The organism is Brachybacterium sp. JB7, assembly GCF_003335205.1.
Lineage (GTDB): Bacteria > Actinomycetota > Actinomycetes > Actinomycetales > Dermabacteraceae > Brachybacterium > Brachybacterium alimentarium.
The window spans coordinates 1-18,524 of the sequence record NZ_QPGN01000031.1 but is presented as its reverse complement, the minus strand read 5'-3'; the positions used below and the strand labels follow the sequence as shown (position 1 = coordinate 18,524).

Below are 18,524 nucleotides of genomic sequence, written 5' to 3'. Positions count from 1 at the left end.
ACGCCGACGCCGACGCCGACGCCGACGCCGACGCCGGGGCCGACGCTGCTGCCACGGCGGCTGCCGAGGCGCAGACCGCCGCCGAGGTGGCGCCCCAGGAGAGCGAGGAGGGCGAGCCCAAGAACCTCGTCGGCTACGGCGCGAAGACCGCCCCGCAGCGTCGACGCCGTCGGCGCAGCGCCCAGGACGACGGCCCGCAGGTGCCCATCGACCGCATCCTCGCCAAGCCGCCCGTGCGCAAGCTCGCCCGGGACCTCGGGATCGCCCTGGCCGACGTGTTCGCCACCGGTCCGGACGGGACCGTCACGCGGGCCGACGTGCTCGCCGCGCAGCAGCGCGCCATGAGCGGCGGCGCCCCCGCCGGCGCCGTCGACCAGGACGGGGAGTACTTCCCCCAGGAGTCCCCGCAGGCACCGGAAGGACTCGGAGGAGCCATGAAGACCACCCGTGACCAGCCGTTCGCCGGCGTCACCAGCGATGAGCGCACCACCCGCGTGCCGATCCGCTCGGTGCGCAAGCGCACCGCGGAGGCGATGGTGGCCTCGGCCTTCACCGCCCCGCACGTGACGGTCTTCAACGAGATCGACATGACCCGCACCGTCCAGATCATCTCGGACCTCAAGTCCTCCCGGGAGTGGAAGGACATCAAGGTCAGCCCGCTCGTGGTGATCGCCAAGGCGCTGCTGGTGGCGATCCGCCGTAACCCCGAGGTCAACGCCTCCTGGGACGAGCAGGCACAGGAGATCGTCTACAAGCACTTCGTGAACCTCGGCATCGCCGCGGCCACCCCGCGCGGGCTCATCGTGCCCAACCTCAAGGACGCGCACCTGATGACCCTGCGCGAGCTGGCCGAGGGGATCGACGAGCTCGCTCGCACCGCCCGGGCCGGCCGCACGTCGCTCTCCGACACCCGCGAGGGCACCATCACGGTCACGAACTTCGGCGTGTTCGGCATCGACTCCGGCACCCCGATCCTCAATCCGGGGGAGTCCGTGATCCTCGGCGTCGGCGCCATCAAGGAGAAGCCGTGGGTGGTCGACGGCCGGATCGAGATCCGCCGGGTCGCCCAGCTCGCGCTGAGCTTCGACCATCGTCTGATCGACGGAGCGCTGGGCTCGGAGCTGCTGCGGGACATCTCCGCCGTGCTCGAGGATCCCGCCCTGGGCCTGGTCTGGGGGTGAACGCCCCGTCGCGCGGGCTGCGACAGGCGCATCGGTGCGAGGGTCGTGCTGGTCGCGCAGATGGTGCTGGGCGTGCAGGTCGTGCTGGTTGCGCAGATCGTGCCGGCTGCGCGGGTTCGGCTGCTTCCGGCGGGGGCCTCGAGGGTGCCGTGCCGCACGCCTGCGGTGCCAGCTGTGACCGCCACGAGGCGCGCGTCGGTACCCTGATCCGGTGACCTCGAGCCCCACCACGCCTCCGACCCCGCGCCGCGATGATCCGCGGATGCGCACGGTCGAGATGGCGGCGCTGAATCTCGAGGACGTCGACGCGACCGAGACCTTCGGCTCCGGGCCCGTGCAGACCACCCTGCCGCGCTGGAAGATCGCGCTGCTGGTCGCGGGCGGCGGCGCAGTGGGCTCGCTGCTGCGCTTCCTGCTGTCGGTGCTGATCCCGACCGTCACCACGCCCACCCTGGTCGAGCTGCCCTGGGCCACCTTCTGGGTCAACGCCGTGGGATGCCTGGGCCTCGGCGTGCTGACGGGTGTGCTCGAGGCGCGACCCGCACGGCCCTGGGTGCTCCCCCTGGTGGGCACGGGCCTGTGCGGAGGCTTCACGACCTTTTCCACCGTGGTGCTCGAGGGCTCCGCGATGATCGGTGCGGACTTCCCGCTGCAGGCGTTCACCTACGCCATGATGACCATGGTGGTGTGCCTGCTGGCCGTGGCGTTCGGGATCCTCGGCGGGCGCCGCGGGTTCGTCTTCGTCGCTCGGCGGCGGGATCGTCACGATCCGCGCGGCGGCCAGGCCACGAACCTGCAGGACGCGGAGGCGGACTCATGAGCCCCGGCACCGTCCTGCTGGGCGCACTGCTGGTGGGCATCGGCGGCGGCGCGGGCTCCGCGCTGCGCTGGTGGCTGCGCGATCTGGGCATGCGGGAGGCGGCGCGCCGCTACCGCAACGGCGACGTGCGCGTGAAGCCCTGGCTCACCTTCTTCGTCAACGTGCTCGCGAGCTTCCTGCTGGGACTGATCGTCGCGCGGCTCGGCTCCTCCGCCGCGGGTGCCGCAGAGCTCGGCTACCTGGTGCTCGCCGCCGGCTTCTGCGGCGGCCTGTCCACCCTCTCCACCGCCGCGCTCGACGTGGTCGAACTGATGCGACGCGCCGGCTTCGCGATCGCCGTGAGCTACCTGCTGCTCTCGGTCGGCACGAGTATGGCCATGCTCTGGCTAGGAGTGGTGATCGCCTCATGACCAGCACGCCCCCCACGCGGCCCTCGCCGCTGGTCGTCGGCGCCGTCGTCGCCGGACTCGCGGTCCTCTCGCTGCTGTCCGTCTTCGCGGCCGACGCCGCCGGCGGCGACAACCTCGTGCTGCGCGACGCGGGCCCGCTGGCCCGCCTGGGGTCACCGATCGCCTCGATGCTCGCTGATCTCGCCGCGGCGCTCACCCTGGGCGGCGCGGTCGTCGCCGGATGGCTGCTGCGCGAGGACGCGGATCGCGCCCGCGCCCTGTCCGTGATCGGGATCGCCGCCGCGGTCACCACCCTCGCCCGCGGCGCCTCGCTCGCCTTCTCCTATGCGGTCGCGACCGGCCAGCCCGTCGGCTCCGAGCGCTTCGGCTCCGACCTCAGCGTCTTCCTCGCCACGGAGCTCGGCCTCTGGCTGGTCGCCGCGCTGGTGATCGCGGCGACCGCGACGACGGCCGCCTTCACGGGCACCTCCCGCACGACCGCTCGCGTGGTCGCCGTCGCCGCAGGTCTGGTCGCCTTCGCCAGCGCCATGACCGGCCACGCCGCCGGGGACTCGAGCCATGAGGTCGCGACCTCCACGATGCTCGTGCACCTGCTCGCCGTGGGCATCTGGCTGGGCGGCCTCGGCATCCTCCAGGTGCTGCCCACCAGCTCGCGGGACGACGTCGCCGTGCTGCGCGGCTACTCCCATCTGGCGCTGATCTGCTGGATCGCGCTCGCCGTGAGCGGCGTCTGGGCGCTCGCCGTGCGCATGAACAGCATCGCCGAGATCCTCACCAGCGCCTATGTGCAGCTGGGAGTCGCGAAGGCGGTGTGCTGCTGATGGCGCTCGCCGGCCTCGGCGCGCGCAGCGCCGCCAGCTGGCCACGGGCCTGGGCCACGACGCCACGGGCCGGGAGGCCGCGCGACCTATCGCCGGCTCGCCCTGCTCGAGCTCGCCCTGATGGGCCTCGCGGTCGCGCTCGCCGCCATGCTCCTCCCCGCGCGCGGCGACGCCGGCACCCCGCCGGCAGGTCCGGCCGGCGTGCTCACCAGCTACCCGCTGCCCGATGCCCCGAGCGTCGCCACCCTGCTCACGTCCTGGCGTCCGGACCCCTTCGGCATGATGCTCGCCTGCGTGTTCGTGCTGCTGTGGTGGCGCCCGCGCGGTCCTGAGCGCGAACGCGGTGCGAGCGTGCGACTCGTGCTCAGCGGGGTCGTGCTGGTGCTGCTGACCAGCGGAGCGCTGAACGTGTACAGCAAGGTCATGGTCTCCGCGCACCTGCTGCAGCACCTGCTGCTGCTGGCGGCTGCCGGAGCGCTCCTGGGCAGCGCGGTCGCCGTGCCCCGGGTGCTGGGCAGGCTCCTCGGAGACCGCTGGTGGCTCGCCGCGCTCCTCGCGGCGGTGCCCCTGGCGCTCCTCGCCGGCGTCTACGCGAGCCCCCTGCTGCGGCTCGCCCTGGACTCCCATGCCCTGCACCTCTCGCTGCAGATGCTGGCCCTGGCCGGGGGAGTGCTGATCACCCTCGTCGTGCGCGCTGTGCGAGGGACGGGGCTGCGACTGCTGGTGCTCGCGGTGCCGGTCGTGCTGGGTCTCGCTGCGGGCGTCACCCTGCTGCTCACCGATCTGCTGATGGCAGCGAGCTGGTTCGGAGGCACCGGACGGACCTGGCTCCCCGACGCCCTCGCCGATCAGCAGCGCGGCGGGATCGGCGTGCTCGGCGTGACCGTGCTGGCCGGAGGCGGCGCCGCAGCCGCCCTGTGGATCCGTCGGCCCCGCCGCGGCACGGAGACCGGAGCCGGCCACGGCACCGCAGGCGACGGTCAGGCCGAGCGCAACGAGCGGGCCGGGCGCGGGGACCGGGCCGGGAGTGGGGACCGGGCGGGGCGCGGCGAGCAGCCACGACCCACCGGGCGGGCGCGGCAGCGCGAACGGGCCTGACCGACGCCCCGGGTCCGCCCGGAGAAGCGAATGCGATGTGCAGCGCCCGTGCCCCGCAACGCCTCAGACCCTGCACACCGGCTATTCACTCCAGCGGGCAGCTCTTTCCAGCGGGCCGATCGCTGCAGCGGGCAGCTCACTGCAGCAGGCCGCGCACTGCAACGGCTGATCACTCCAGCGGCCGGTGCATCGATCTCACTCGAACAGGCCGCGCACCGATCGCAGCCGCGCCAGCAGGGTGTCGCGGTCCACGGCGGGCACCAGCTTCTCGGTGCCGTCGTGCGGGGTCCCGGACGCCGCGCGGGGAGTGACCCGGTGGGAGCCGAGCAGCCCGCTCAGGCGGCCCAGGACGCCGCCGGAGGAATCGGTGTCGGCCGTGGGGACGGAGCTCTCGGAGCCGGCCCGCTGGCGCTGGAAGCTCGCCAGAGCAGGGGATCCGCCATCGCGGGAGGCTGCGAGCACGTAGGCGGCGACGTCGGCCTGCTCGACGAGCACGGGGAGCACGCCGCCGGCCACGCGCTGCTGGCCGAGCACGACGAGGTCGTCGCGGCCGCGCGGGAAGGCTCCGAGGAACAGATCCAGGTCTCCGCTCGCGGTGCGGGGCACGACATCCTCGGGCAGATGGTCCGCGCCGGACTCGTAGCCGGTCGCGAGCACGATCAGATCGGGGGCGTAGCGGAGATGACCGGCATGGCGCTCGGCGCCGAGGTGGGTGACGGTGCCGTCCTGATCGATCCCGGTGACATCGCCGACGGGGGAGATGCGCCCCTCCCGCACCCGGTCGAGCACGTGGTCCGAGACGATGACCGAATCCTCGAGGAGGGGGGCCTCGGGGCGGGGCAGCCCGGCATCGGCGGGGCGGCCGACGGTACGGGTGACGACGGTCTCGGCGATCTTCGCGTTCAGCCCGCCCAGCAGGGAGGGCTCGCGGGAGGCGGCGACGTCCCCGGGGACCCCGCCCACGCGGCGCGGCACCACCCAGTGGCCGCTGCGCATCGACCAGCGCACCTCGAGGGCACGACGGGCGGCGTCGACCGCGATGTCCGCGGCGGACTGCCCGGAGCCGACCACGAGGACCCGCTTGCCCTCGAGCCCGTCGGGCCCGTTCCACTCCTTGGAGTGGATGACCTGCACGGACTTGGGGACATCGGCGGCCCAGTCGGGGCGGTGGGGACGCTCGGAGATGCCATGGGCGGAGATCACCGCGCGGTAGATCAGGATCTCCCCGGTGGACAGCTCGACCTGCCACACATTGTCCTCGAAGGGGCGGGCGTAGCGCACCGCGACCTGCGGGCGGAAGTGCTCGGTCAGCTCATGGCGTGCGGCATAGGCGCGCAGGTACTTCGCCATGTGGCCGGGGCTGAGGAACTCCGGGAAGGAGACCGGCTGCAGCATGTCCTCGTACTGGGTGAACTCGCGGGAGGAGATCATGTCCATCGAGGACCAGACTGGGGTGTCCTCGCGCTCCTCGTTCCAGATGCCGCCGACGTGCTTGGCGCGGTCGACCAGGTCGAAGGGGACGCCCAGCGCCTTGAGGGCGGCGGCGGCCGCAAGGCCGGCGGGACCGGCGCCGATGATCAGCACCTTCTCGCGGCTGGGGATCTGGTCGTGAGGGTCGGGCATCGAGTGAGCCTTCCGGGTCGAGCGGCGCGCGGTGCCAGGGAGGCTTCCCGGGCACCCGTCTCAGCGGCGGGCGGACGCTGGCCATCCTAGTCTTCCATCGCGCCCGGGCCAGGAGGTTCACAGGGATCGTCGGTCCCGGCACGTCGGCCGCCCGGCGGGTCCGCGAGTCGGCCCTCGAGCGTTCAGCTCAGCGTCGTGAGCAGGGCGGAGACGCCCAGTGTGAGGAGGATCGTGCTGGTGACATGGGCGAGGATCACGTGATTGCGCACGATGCGACGGGCGGCCGACGTGATCGGGACGAGATCCGAGGCACCGCTGGAGGCCTGGATGAGCACGGCGCCGTACACGTAGTCGGACAGGTCCCGCTCGTGCGCCGGGCCGCCGGGCAGGTCGAAGGCGTCCCCGTGGGCGTCCTCGGCGGCGTATTCCACCGCGAAGGTCATCACCGAGCCGATCCAGGCGGTGGCCATGGCAGCGACCGTCAGGGCCAGGAGCGCCCCGAGGGGAAGGCCCTCGGGCCGGGTCACGAGCAGCCCGATGGCGATGGCGGCGGTGATCAGCAGCTGCAGCACCTCGCCGCTGGATCCGCTGCGCCCGGAGAGCCAGCGATAGGTGCGGACGTGCTTGCGTGCGCGCACCAGTCGGGCGGTGCCCACCATGCGTGCCCGCGGCTGACCCGTCAGCGCCCAGTGCGTGAGCGCGGCGAACAGCAGGGAGTACAGGGACATCGTGACGATCATCAGGAGCAGCACCGTCGCGGGGCTGCCGTCCTCGGCGGTGCCGATCCCCTGCAGACCGGTCATGGCCAGGGTCACGGCGAAGCCGACGCAGAGCGCCACGAGCAGCGAGAGCGCGGTGCGCAGGTTCTCCGAGAGGAGGCGGTCGCGCCAGGGCCGACGGATTCGCGTACCGGACCGGCCCCGTCGGCCCCATCGGCCCCGTCGGGTCCATCGACCCCGCGGGCCCCGTCGGCCCCATCGGCCCCGTCGGTCCCGTCGGTCCCGTCGGTCCCGTCGGTCCCGTCGCGGGAGCCCTCTTGCCGTGGTGGCAGGGTCCCTGCGGTCCTCCCCGGCAGCAGTCGTGGCCGCTCCGGGCACGAGGGCGGGAGCGTTCGGCTCGCGGGGCTCCATCGGTGTGCTGTCCCGCGGCGCCGGAGCTGAGGGCAGCCGCCCTCCCGGCACGAGCCCTGTCCCATGGCCGACGCGTCGCCGTGCGGTCACCGGCCGGGGACGGCGCATCCTGGGCGTGGGCCGGCTCATCGCAGGTCGACCGCGGCCTTCTCCCGGGCCAGCCGGAGAGCTCCGGGCAGCCCGGTGGGTGCGGTGCGGAAGTCCCGACCGGAGGCCTCGAGCCCGGTGACGACCTCGTCGTGCAGGGGACCGGGCGTGGCCAGCACGGAGCCGGCCAGGACCACCGGCAGCCCGCAGTCGGGATCCAGCGCCCGCACGGTGTCCATGACATGCCGCACCGCGGTATCCAGGATCTCCCGGGCGGCGGGGTCCTCGGGGATCGTTCCGGGCAGCGGTGCGAAGCGTCCCAGCGCCGCAGGCGACCCGGCGGGAAGCAGATCGTCCAGCGCCCGGATCAGGTCCTGGCGGGGGTCCCCGGTGGGGGAGGGCGGCAGCAGTCCGTCGCGCAGGTCGAGGTCGAGCATGTCTCCCACGAGCTCCGTGAGCTCCGTGTGCCTGCCGCGGTGGTCGAGATCCGCGGCGACCGCCTGCAGGGTGTGCCGCCCCAGCCAGACGGCCGAGCCGATGTCGCCCAGCAGCCAACCCATCCCGTCGCGGCGCTCGACCGCCTCGCGCCCGTCGAAGCGCACCGCGACCGCGCCGGTGCCGGCGAGCACCAGCAGTCCGTCATCGCCCACGCCTCCGGAGAGGAAGGCGGTGTGCAGGTCGTCGGTGATCAGCACCCGATCCGGCGCGATGCCCAACGGCTCGAGCCGCTCGGTGACCGCGCTGCGCACCTCCTCGGCGCGCGCAGGGCCGGCTCCGGAGATCCCCAGCGCCACAGCGGTGATGTCCAGCTCCACCCCCAGCTCGCGGCGACCGGCCTCGAGCACCTCGCGCAGGGTCTCGGCCACGTGGTCCAGGGCCTCGGGGCCCGACGAGCGCAGATTCGCGCCGGGCCCCTTCGCCTCGGCGAGCACCTCGCCGTCGCGGCCGGCGAGGGCCAGACGCGAGCTGGTCCCGCCGATGTCCCCGGCGATGACGACGGGGAACGGTGCGTTGGCGTCGGCGCCCATGGTGACTCCCTCGATCAGCGATGCCCCGATGGGCGGCGCCCGGGGGTGGGGACCCTCATCGTAGGCGGAGAGGCAGGCGCAGAGGCAGCGGATCGGACGGCGCGGGAGGGAGGCAGGGCGCGGCGTGATGGCTACGCTGGTCGTGGTGGACGCGGGCGTTCGCCGCCGATCACTGATGATCCCGATCTTCGCCCCACCTCCCGCACCCGATCCCAGGAGACACCGTGACCGAGTCCCCCCGCCGCGACGATGCCGCGATCCCCCTCGACCTGGTCGACCTGCCCTCACCCACCGAGGAGCGCAACCCGGCCAGCAGCGGACTCGACGCCCTCGACTCACGCGGCATGGTCGACGTGATCCTCGCCGAGGACGCGAAGGTCGCCACCGCGGTCCAGCAGCAGGCCGAGCGGATCTCCGAGCTGGTCGAGGTGTGCGTGAGCGCGATCGCCGGTGGCCGCACCGTGCATTACGTCGGTGCCGGCACGTCCGGCCGCCTCGGGGTGCTCGACGCGGTCGAGCTCGCCCCCACCTTCAACGCCGACGACTCGATGGTCACCGCCCATCTCGCCGGAGGCCATGGAGCGTTCATGACCGCGGTCGAGGGCGCCGAGGACGATCCCGAGGCCGGTGCCGCCATGGTGCGGGAGGCCTGTCAGGCCGGTGACGTGGTGATCGGTCTGGCCGCGAGCGGCCGCACGCCCTTCGTGCGCGGCGCGCTGCAGGCCGCCCGCGAGGCGGGGATGCCCACCGCCCTCATCTCCGCGAATCCGCGCGCCGAGCTCGCCGGGGAGGCGGACATCGCGATCCTCCCCGACGTCGGCCCGGAGGTCGTCACCGGCTCGACCCGGATGAAGGCCGGCACCGCCCAGAAGCTCACCCTGAACGCGCTGTCCACCGCCACGATGGTGCGCCTGGGCACGACGTTCGGGAACCTCATGATCGACGTGCGCCCCACCAACGCGAAGCTCGTGGGCCGGACCGTGCGGATGCTCGTGCAGGCCAGCGGCGAGAGCGCGGAGCGCGCCGGCGAGGTGCTGGAGGCCGCTGAGGGCAGCGTGCGCGTCGCACTGGTCGCCCTGCTCTCCGGGGCCGACGTCGAGCGGGCGGCCGCAGCACTGTCCGAGCATCCCCGGGACCCGCAGCGGATCGGCGACCCGGCCGGGATCCGCTCCGCCGTCGACGCCCTCACCACCGAGGACTGAACTCTTCCGGACGCCGTACGGGGCCGAGGCTGAACCGCTGCCGGCCCCGGGACGCTCGGAACTCGTGGTGGAGCCCTCCGCAGGACAGCTCCGTAAATTCCTCGACGCCCCGCGACCAGCTCCATAATTCCCTCGACGCCCCGCACGACAGCTCCTACACTCGCCGTCATGTTCCTGTGATCAGCCCCTGTCCCATCCGCGTCGTCGCGATCCGGAGCTGATCCATGCCGTCATCATCATCACCCTCGTCCCTGGTCCCCACTGCCCTCCCCGGCACCGGCGACCCGGCTCTGCATCTGCGGGCCGACGGGATCTCCTTCTCCTTCCCCGATCGCCGGGTCCTGACCGACGTGAGCCTCGTGGTGCCCGCCGGGCGCCCTACCGGCCTGCTCGGAGAGAACGGCAGCGGGAAGTCCACGCTGCTGCGCATCCTCGCCGGTGAGCTCCCGGCGGACGCCGGCACCGCCTCCGCGCCGGGCCCGATCGGATTCCTCCACCAGGAGCTGCCGTTCGGCCCGTCGGCGACCCTCGCCGACGTCATCGCCCACGCTCTCGAGCGCTCGCGCCGCCTGGAGCAGGAGCTCACCGCGGCCGGTGAAGCCCTCGCTGCCGCCGACGGCGAGCTCTCCGCCGGCGCGGCGCGCCACTACGACGAGGTGCTCGCCGAGGCGACGCTGGCCGACGTGTGGAACGCCGCCCAACGGGCGGATGTCGTGCTGGAGGGGCTGACCCTGGCGAGCCTCGCCCGGTCGGTGCCGCTCGGGGAGATCAGCGGCGGCCAGCGCGAGCGTCTCGCCCTGGCGCACCTGCTCATCGCCCGCCCCACCAGCTGGCTGCTGGACGAGCCGACGAACCATCTCGACGACGACGGCGCCGCCTTCCTCGCCGGAGCGATCGCCGCCCACCCGGGCCCGGTGCTTATCGCCAGCCACGACCGCGCCTTCCTCGACGACGCCACCACTGCCCAGCTGGACCTGGATCCCGCCGAATCCCCGGCCCGCACCGACCCGGGCGGACTCACCGTGTACTCGGGCGGCTTCAGCGACTACCTGCTGGCCCGCTTCGAGGCCCGCGACCGCTGGGAGCATCGCTTCCGCACCGAGCAGGAGGAGCTGAAGGCACTCCGGCAAGCGGTGAAGGACTCCCGGACGGTGGGCCACCCCGGGGCACCGCCGCGCACCGAGGCGAGAGCCGCGAAGAAGTTCTACGCAGATCGAAATGCCACCGTGGTCTCGCGCCGGCTGCGCGAAGCCCGGGCACGCCTCGCCCAGCTCGAGGAGGAGCAGGTGCGCAAACCGCCTGCGGAGCTGCATCTCACGCATCTCCCGCAGGCGCCCGGCGGCACCGGCGGGACCGGGTCGGTGCTGCTCAGCGCGAGCGGCGTCGCGGTCCAGGGGCGCCTGGACCCGGTCTCCTTCAGCCTCTCCCGCGGCGAGCGCCTGCTGATCACCGGGGCGAACGGCAGCGGGAAGTCCACCCTGCTGGACACGGTCACCGGCTGCCTCGACCCCACGGAGGGCGCCGTGGACCATCCGCGCGGCCTGCGCATCGGGCACCTCGGGCAGGACGATGTGGTGATCCCCGGCCGCACCGTCGGCCATCACCTGCGCGCGGCGGCGGGTCAGGAGAACGCCGAGACGGTCGACGCTCCCGTGCCGGAGCTGTTCGGGCTCGTGCATCCCCGCGACCTTCCTCGCCCCCTCGAGCTGCTCTCACGCGGGCAGCTGCGCCGCGTGATGCTCGCCGCCCTCCTGCTGGACCCGCCCGAGCTGCTGGTCCTCGACGAGCCTACGAACCATCTCGCGCTGGTCACCGCGACCCGCTTCGAGGCCGCGCTCGCCGCGTGGAGCGGGACTGTGCTGATCGCCTCGCACGACCGCTGGCTGCGCAGCCGGTGGGAGGGCGAGGTGCTCGAGCTCGGCTCCTGACCGCCCGGCTGAGGCCCAACCTTGCGGCCATTTCCCGATCCTGTGGCTGGTGAGCGTCCCTGCCCCTGGCTGCTGACCGCCCGGCTGGTGCCCGATCCTGCGCCCGGTGAGCGTACCTGCACCTGGATCCCGGCCCTGGGCCTGGTTCCCGATCCTGCGCCCGGTTCCCGATCCTGAACTCGGCGCGCGTCCACGGTGAGACTCCTGCGGAACGCCCTCTCTCGGCGTCTGTCATACGGGTTCATGGTCCTCGCCACTGCCACGGGCATCGGCCACTCTGGGGAGGTCCCCCGCTGAGAGAAGGATCCCCATGACCGAGCAGAGCCCGAAGTTCGAGACCCTCGCCATCCACGCCGGCCAGAGCCCCGATTCGACCACCGGATCTCGCGCGCTGCCGATCCACCAGACCACGAGCTTCGTGTTCCCCAGCGCACAGGCCGCCGCGGATCGCTTCTCGCTCGCCGAGCAGGGCCCGATCTACACGCGGCTGAACAACCCCACCACCGAGGTCGTCGAGAACCGTGTCGCAGCGCTCGAGGGAGGCGTGGCCGCACTCATGGTCGCCTCCGGGCAGAGCGCGATCACGCTGTCGATCCTCACCCTCGCGCAGGCCGGCGACTCGATCGTGGTCTCGCCGAGCCTCTACGGCGGCAGCTACAACCTGTTCAAGCACACCCTGCCGCGCCTGGGGATCGAGGCCAGCTGGGTCGAGGATCCGGACTCCCTGGACTCCTGGAAGGCGGCTGTCCGCCCGAACACCAAGGCGTTCTTCGCCGAGTCCATCCCTAACCCGCGCCAGGACGTGCTCGACGTCGAGGGCGTCTCCGCGATCGCCCACGACGCCGGCGTGCCGCTGATCGTCGACAACACGATCGCCTCCCCGTTCCTGCTGCGTCCGCTCGAGTACGGGGCCGACATCATCGTGCACTCGGCCACCAAGTTCCTGGGCGGGCACGGCACCGCCATCGGCGGTGTGATCGTCGACGGCGGTCGCTTCGACTTCGGCGCGGAACCTGAGAAGTTCCCGCTGTTCAACGAGCCGGACTCGTCGTACAACGGCATCGTCTACAGCCAGATCGCGCCCGCGCTGCCGCCGTACGCGATCCGCGCCCGGGTCTCGCTGCTGCGCGATCTGGGCCCGGCGATCTCTCCGCACAACGCCTTCCTCATCGCTCAGGGCATCGAGACCCTGCACCTGCGCATGGAGCGCCACGTGGAGAACACGAAGAAGGTTGCCGACTACCTGGTCGGCAAGCCCGGTGTGGCCTCGGTGGCCTACGCGGGCCTGCCGGACTCGCCGTTCTACGACCGGGCGCAGAAGTACCTGCCCCGCGGCGCCGGCTCCGTGCTCGGCTTCGTGCTCGAGGGCGGGGTCGAGGCCGGTACGGCCTTCGTCGACGCGCTCGAGCTGCATTCGAACGTCGCGAACGTCGGCGACGTGCGCAGCCTGGTGATCCACCCGGCGTCGACCACGCACTCCCAGCTGAGCGAGGAGGAGCAGAAGGCCGCGGGCGTCGAGCCCGGCTTCGTGCGCCTCTCCGTGGGCCTCGAGCACATCGACGACATCCTCGCCGATCTCGATCGGGGCTTCGCCGCGATCGCCGCCTGACCACCCCGTGACCGGCCGGCGGCGGTCCGGTACGACCCCCGCCGGGCAGGCTGGCGCGGGCCGGTGGTGGTCCGGTACGGCCCCCGCCGGGCGGTGGGTCCTGATCGTGCCTGTCATGGGCGGTGGTCCCCGAGCGTGCCGGTCATAGACGGTGGGTCCCGAGCGTGCCTGTCACGGGCGGTGGTTTTCGGTCGTTCCTGTCGTGGGCGGGCCGGTGGTGAGGTGACGTGGCGATATCGCCAGAGCTCGTCACTATCGGCCCGCCCGTGACGCAGCGGGTCCGTCGACGGTGCGAGACTGCACGATTCCCGCCATCCGGTCCACCCTCCGCACAGCCCACCGGCATGGGCACGGTGCGGAGCTGGTGAGGACCGGGCTCCTGGCGCGGAACAAGCGCGGAACTGGCGCGGAACAGGCGCTATGGAGGAACGCTCTATACGCTGGAGCCATCATGAGCACCGACACCTCGCCCCTGCCCCTGCCACCCTCGCCGCTGGACACCTGGCCCCCGGCGTGGACCCCGGCAGCAGCGATCTTCGACTGCGACGGCCTGCTGGTGGACACCGAGGGGCACTGGGTCGCCCTGCAGGACCGTTACCTCGCCCGCCACGGGGCCACGCTGGACCCGGCGACCCGTCGGGCGATCACCGGCCGCGCCGTGGAGACGGTCGTGGTGACCATCGGCGAAGCCGTCGGCAAGGACCCCTACGCGGTGGGGGAGGAGCTGCTCGAGGAGCACCGTCAGACGCTCGGGGGCGAGATCGCCCCGATCCCCGGCGCGCTGGAGACCCTGCGGGCGGTCGCGGCCGTGCGCCCCGTCGCCGTCGCCTCGAACTCCCCGCGCGATCTGCTGGACACCACGCTCGCCTCGCTCGGCATCACGGACCTCATCGACGCCTCCGTGTCCGTGGAGGACGTCGCCACCCCCAAGCCGGCACCCGACATGTACCTCACCGCGGCGGCGGCGCTCGGCGCGGACCCGGCCGACTGCCTGGGCTTCGAGGACTCCGAGACCGGGGCGGAGGCCGCGCTCGCCGCGGGACTGCAGCTGATCGCCGTCCCCTCCATCCCTGGTCAGGAGCCTCGCGCGCCGCGTCGTCTGGACTCGCTCGCGGATCCCGTGCTCACCTCCTGGATCGCGGGTTGGGAGAGCCTCCGATGAGCGCCGCGATACCCTCACGCGGCGCCGCCCCCTCCCGCTTCCTGGAGGCCTTCGGCGACTGGACACCCCGCGCGGTGGTCTTCGACTGCGACGGCCTGCTGCTGGACACCGAGACCGTGTGGCAGCGCGCGCAGGACACCGTCGTCGCCGCTCACGGAATCGTGCTGCTGCCCAGCGACGATATCGAGCTGCACGGGTCGACCCTCGAGGTGGCCGCGGAGATCCTCGCCTCGCGCGCCGACCAGGACGAGCAGGTCATCATCGACGATCTGCGCCGGGAGTTCGATCGGGAGCTGGGCACGGGGATCCGTCTGATGCCCGGTGCGGAGGAGATCGTGCGCCTGGCGGGCTCGAAGGTGCCGCTGGGCTGCGCCTCCAACTCGTGGCTGGAGTCGCTCGACGAGAAGCTCATGCTCGGCGGGCTGCGCGAGCACTTCCGTGTGCTCGAGGCCTCCGACACCGTGGAGCATCCCAAGCCCGCACCGGACATGTACGCCGCGGCGGCCCGCGCGCTGGGCGTCGACCCGACCGAGGCGCTCGCCCTGGAGGATTCCGAGACGGGTGCCCGCGCGGCGCGCGATGCCGGTCTGAGACTGCTCGCCGTGCCCGCCCCCGGGCACCCGGCACCCTTGGCGGATCTCGCCCTGAGCGACCTCACCGACCCGGACCTCCTCGCGTGGATCGACACCTGGTGAGCGCGCGGGTGACGGGGCGGGTGAGCGGGCCGGTGACGAGCCCGGTGACGGGGCACGAGGCGTCCCAGCGGTGCCGGGCGGACGGCCCAGCGCCGGAGACTGTTTGTCCGCGCATGTCACCCGAGTTGGCCAGCGGACCCGCGCGCAGTGTTCACTGGTCCTCATGACCACACCGCCAGATCCCTCTGCGCCTCTGACTGCTCGTGCCCATGGATCCGCTCTGCGCGGCCGGGGATGGTTGAACACGGGCGGCGCCGACCTCGACCTCGAAGCCCTGCGCGGCAAGATCGTGCTGCTGGATTTCTGGACGTTCTGCTGCGTGAACTGCCTGCACGTGCTCGACGAGCTGCGCCCGCTCGAGGCGAAGTGGGCCGACGAGCTCGTGGTGATCGGCGTGCACTCCCCGAAGTTCGAGTTCGAGAAGGACCCGGACGCCCTGGCCGCGAACATCGAGCGCTACGAGGTCACCCACCCCGTCATCGATGACCCCGAGCTGGAGACGTGGACCGAGTACGGCGCCCGCGCCTGGCCCACGCTCATGGTGCTGGACACCCACGGCCGCATCGCCGGGAACCTCTCCGGCGAGGGCCACGCCGCGAACCTCGATGCCCTGATCGGCCGCCTCGTCGCCGAGGGCGAGACCGACGGTTCGCTGCGCCGCGGGCCCGCCCCGACGGTGCTCGCCGAGCGCACCCCGCAGACCCTCCGCTTCCCCTCGAAGCTCACCACCCTGCCGGACGGCCGCCTGGTCGTCTCCGATGCCGGCCAGCATCGCCTCGTGGTGTTCCAGAACGACGGCCAGACCGTCGACGAGATCATCGGCACCGGCACCCGCGGGAACACCGACGGCGATGCCGAGACGGTCCAGTTCGCCGAGCCCAACGGTGTGCTGGCCCTCCCGCACGAGATCGCCGCCGAGGTGGGCTACGACCTCCTGGTCACCGACACCGCCAACCACCTGCTGCGCGGGGTCAAGGTGGGCCAGGACCGTCTGCTCCGCTCCCGCACCGCCACCGAGGTGGTCACCGTCGCAGGGACCGGCGACCAGTGGATGCAGGGGCAGGAGCTGCCCCGTGGCGAGGGCGATGCGCGCTCCTACTCACTGTCCACGCCGTGGGACATCACCTGGTCCCATGTCCTGAACCGGGCCGTGATCGCCATGGCCGGCATCCACCAGCTGTGGACCTTCGACCCCGTCACGGGCGCCCTCATGGTGCTCGCGGGCACGACCCAGGAGGGTCTGGTCGACGGACCTGTCGTCACCTCCTGGTGGGCCCAGCCCTCCGGCATCGACGAGATGCCCGACGGCCGCCTCGTGGTCGCGGATTCCGAGACCTCCGCGGTGCGCGTGCTGGACCCCCAGACCATGCAGGTGCGCACCCTGGTGGGCCAGGGCCTGTTCGACTTCGGGCACGTGGACGGCCCCGGCGGGCCGGACGGCATCGCACGCCTCCAGCATCCGCTCGCGGTCACCGCCCTGCCCGACGGCCGCATCGCCGTCGCGGACACGTACAACGGCGCCATCCGGATCGTCGAGGAGCACGACGCGGAGGATCCGGAGGTGACTGCCGAGATCACGGTGGTCACCGTCGCGACCGATCTCGACGAGCCCTCCGCCGCGATCGTCGGCCCCCCGGTGGACGGGATCGGCCAGCTGATCGTCGTCGAATCCGGGGCGCACCGCGTCACCTGGGTGCCGGTGGCCAAGGCCGCCGAGCGGGTCATCGACCAGGGCGCCCAGCGCTCCGAGCGACCCACCACTGAGGTCGGTCCCGGTCCGCTCACGGTGCGGGTGCTGTTCACGCCGCCGGAGGGGCACAAGCTCGATGACAGTCTCGGCCCGTCCACCCAGGTCACCGTCTCCACGACACCCTCGGCGATGCTCACCGTCGGCGGGGGAGTGGACACCGCGCTCGAGCGCACCCTCGAGCTGGACCCCGCGTATACCGAGGGCGTGCTCCACGTGAGCGCCCGCGCCGCCTCGTGCGATGCGGACCCGGCCGTGGAGTTCCCCGCCTGCCACATGCACCAGCAGGACTGGGGTGTGCCGATCCGCGTCGTCGACGGCGCCCCGACCCATCTGGATCTGTCCCTGCTCGCCTGATAGCCCCGCTCGCCGGGGCGTCATGACGGTCCGGCGAGCCCCCACGACGGAAGTTGTCTAGTGGACCTGATCACGCAATTCCCCCTGGGCGATGACATCGCCGTGACCCTCCTGGTGCTCGGTGTCCTCGCCGTCGTCGCCCTCGTGGCCGGGGCCGTGGTGCCCAGCCGCCTGCAGCGCGACGAGGACTCCGACGAGGTGGACGACGACCTTGGGCGCCGGCTGGGCCGACAGCTCACCGCGTCCGGCTCGCTGGTGCTCTGGGTCGGACTGCCGGCGATGGTGCTGCTGTACCTGGTGCCCGGCTCGACCGACGATCGCATCCTGCGCTCGGCCATGATGCTGGTGGGTCTGCTGATCGGTCCGTTCGCCGCCTGGCGCGGACTGGCCGTGCAGCTGGCCGCGCTGGGGGTGGATGCCGAGCGTCGACCCGCGCTGATCGCCCGGCTCGGCGCCCTGACCGTCACCGGCGCGCTCGGCATCGCGATCCTCCCCGTCGTCGTGCTGGTGTGGTTCGTGCACGCCTCCGGGGCCTCGGCCCTCATGGCACTGGCCGCCGGCGCCGCGATCTCGGCGCTCGCGATCCGCGTGACCGCCGCCCCGCTGGACACGGCCGCCTCCGCAGCGGGCGTCCTGGTGGGGACCGACGAGCACGAGATCGAGGCCGACGACCCCGGGAACCTCGGCGCCGCCCACCTGCGCACCGCCCGCATGTACCGTCGCGGCGCCGCTCTCAGCGCCGACCTGGTCGCGCTCACCACGGCGGCCGCCGCCGTGGGCATTCTGCTGGGAGTCCCCGTGTTTGCCGGCGAGGGCATCCTGGTGGTGCTCCTCGGTCTCGGCGTGGCGATGCTCGCCGCCGGAGCGGTCGCCCTCGTCCCGCACCTCGGCGACGCCGGCCGGGAGCGCGGCGCCCTGCGCCTGGGCGGGCTGATCCCCGCCGTGCTGGGCGGCATCGGGATGGTCGTCGCCGCCGCGCTGTGGCTGCCCTCGGCCTACAAGAACCTGCGCTTCGCCCAGGTGGGCATGGAGACATTCACCGATCAGGCCGTGGCCGGCCCGGACCCTCTCCCGCGGGAGCAGCTGCTGCCGCAGATCGAGCAGGCCGGTGCGGACATGGGCGAGATGGTCTCCTACACCGACGACTCCCGTGACGCCAGCGCGCTCCTGGACGTCGTCGGCCTCTACACCGTCTCCCCGAGCACGGTCGTGGCGGGAGCCCTGGGGTTGGGCGTGGTGGTCGCCCTGGCCGCGCTGCTCCTGCTGGATCGCACCGGGAACCGTCAGGGCGGGACCGTGCTGCGCGCCGCCCGCACCAGTCGCACCGGCGGCGCCCTGGGCACCCTGGCGGGCCTGGGCTCCTCGGCGCTGCTCGCCGCCGGCGCCCTGTCCCTGCTGCTGCTGGTCGCCGCGGTGCTCAGCGTGCTCAGCGCCGGTGTGCCCGGCCTCGCCCTGCTGCTCCTGGTCCATGTGGGGCTCGGAGCGCTCGTGGTGGGCGTCTCCTGCGCCGGGTCGCTGATGGCCCCGACCCTCGCCGACCGCCCGGGCACCGAACGCGGTCTGCGGGACGCCGCGGCGGGCTCCGCGACCGGCCCTCGTGCGGTGCTGCTGCTGGCGGCCACCGCC

Annotated in this window: 14 protein-coding genes and 1 pseudogene; 12 read left to right on the top strand and 3 right to left on the bottom strand. The window is 72.9% G+C overall.

Annotation, left to right across the window (positions count from 1 at the left end):
- The 5 genes from CIK81_RS17450 to CIK81_RS18655 form a co-directional block, all read left to right on the top strand.
- A partial coding sequence (locus CIK81_RS17450) for a dihydrolipoamide acetyltransferase family protein (RefSeq protein ID WP_147272373.1) occupies positions 1-1,181 on the top strand: 1,181 nt, incomplete at its 5' end.
- Positions 1,182-1,392: 211 nt separating this feature from the next.
- Positions 1,393-2,001, top strand: a complete 609-nt coding sequence (locus tag CIK81_RS17445; protein WP_241964253.1) for a CrcB family protein — start codon at positions 1,393-1,395, stop codon at positions 1,999-2,001.
- Positions 1,998-2,411: a CrcB family protein gene (locus CIK81_RS17440; protein ID WP_096165189.1), complete on the top strand. Its 414-nt coding sequence runs from the start codon at positions 1,998-2,000 to the stop codon at positions 2,409-2,411. Before CIK81_RS17445 ends, CIK81_RS17440 begins: the two co-directional genes overlap by 4 nt.
- The gene (locus tag CIK81_RS18660) at positions 2,408-3,232 is read left to right on the top strand and encodes a hypothetical protein (protein WP_241964252.1); all 825 of its coding nucleotides are present in this window, start codon (positions 2,408-2,410) and stop codon (positions 3,230-3,232) included. The genes CIK81_RS17440 and CIK81_RS18660 overlap by 4 nt, the downstream gene beginning before the upstream one ends.
- Before the next feature lie 120 nt (positions 3,233-3,352).
- Positions 3,353-4,330 carry a cytochrome c oxidase assembly protein gene (locus tag CIK81_RS18655; RefSeq protein ID WP_241964251.1) on the top strand — a complete coding sequence of 326 codons (978 nt, stop codon included), beginning with the start codon at positions 3,353-3,355 and terminating at the stop codon, positions 4,328-4,330.
- A gap of 195 nt (positions 4,331-4,525) precedes the next feature.
- Here CIK81_RS18655 and CIK81_RS17430 read toward each other — a convergent pair whose 3' ends face one another.
- The 3 genes from CIK81_RS17430 to CIK81_RS17415 all read right to left on the bottom strand — a co-directional run bounded on the left by CIK81_RS17430 (position 4,526) and on the right by CIK81_RS17415 (position 8,198).
- On the bottom strand, positions 4,526-5,953 hold the full coding sequence (locus CIK81_RS17430; RefSeq protein WP_096196270.1) for an NAD(P)/FAD-dependent oxidoreductase: 1,428 nt from the start codon (positions 5,951-5,953) through the stop codon (positions 4,526-4,528).
- Between the two features lie 182 nt (positions 5,954-6,135).
- The gene (locus tag CIK81_RS17425) at positions 6,136-6,756 is read right to left on the bottom strand and encodes a DUF1345 domain-containing protein (RefSeq protein ID WP_143277935.1); all 621 of its coding nucleotides are present in this window, start codon (positions 6,754-6,756) and stop codon (positions 6,136-6,138) included.
- Positions 6,757-7,208: 452 nt separating this feature from the next.
- On the bottom strand, positions 7,209-8,198 hold the full coding sequence (locus tag CIK81_RS17415; protein WP_114328510.1) for an N-acetylglucosamine kinase: 990 nt from the start codon (positions 8,196-8,198) through the stop codon (positions 7,209-7,211).
- Positions 8,199-8,422: 224 nt separating this feature from the next.
- Here CIK81_RS17415 and CIK81_RS17410 point away from each other — a divergent pair, with 224 nt between their 5' ends.
- The 7 genes and pseudogenes from CIK81_RS17410 to CIK81_RS17380 form a co-directional block, all read left to right on the top strand.
- Positions 8,423-9,400, top strand: a complete 978-nt coding sequence (locus CIK81_RS17410) for an N-acetylmuramic acid 6-phosphate etherase (protein WP_114328512.1) — start codon at positions 8,423-8,425, stop codon at positions 9,398-9,400.
- Between the two features lie 224 nt (positions 9,401-9,624).
- Entirely contained in the window at positions 9,625-11,328 is a 1,704-nt protein-coding gene (locus CIK81_RS17405; protein WP_114328514.1) for an ABC-F family ATP-binding cassette domain-containing protein, read from the top strand.
- Positions 11,329-11,638: 310 nt separating this feature from the next.
- Positions 11,639-12,937: a bifunctional o-acetylhomoserine/o-acetylserine sulfhydrylase gene (locus CIK81_RS17400; RefSeq protein WP_114328516.1), complete on the top strand. Its 1,299-nt coding sequence runs from the start codon at positions 11,639-11,641 to the stop codon at positions 12,935-12,937.
- Between the two features lie 451 nt (positions 12,938-13,388).
- The gene (locus tag CIK81_RS17395) at positions 13,389-14,099 is read left to right on the top strand and encodes an HAD family phosphatase (protein ID WP_096165165.1); all 711 of its coding nucleotides are present in this window, start codon (positions 13,389-13,391) and stop codon (positions 14,097-14,099) included.
- The gene (locus tag CIK81_RS17390) at positions 14,096-14,794 is read left to right on the top strand and encodes an HAD family phosphatase (RefSeq protein WP_114355974.1); all 699 of its coding nucleotides are present in this window, start codon (positions 14,096-14,098) and stop codon (positions 14,792-14,794) included. The genes CIK81_RS17395 and CIK81_RS17390 overlap by 4 nt, the downstream gene beginning before the upstream one ends.
- Before the next feature lie 163 nt (positions 14,795-14,957).
- Entirely contained in the window at positions 14,958-16,898 is a 1,941-nt protein-coding gene (locus CIK81_RS17385) for a thioredoxin-like domain-containing protein (protein WP_114355973.1), read from the top strand.
- A gap of 60 nt (positions 16,899-16,958) precedes the next feature.
- Positions 16,959-18,524, top strand: a pseudogene (locus CIK81_RS17380) (pyrophosphatase); the annotation flags it as partial.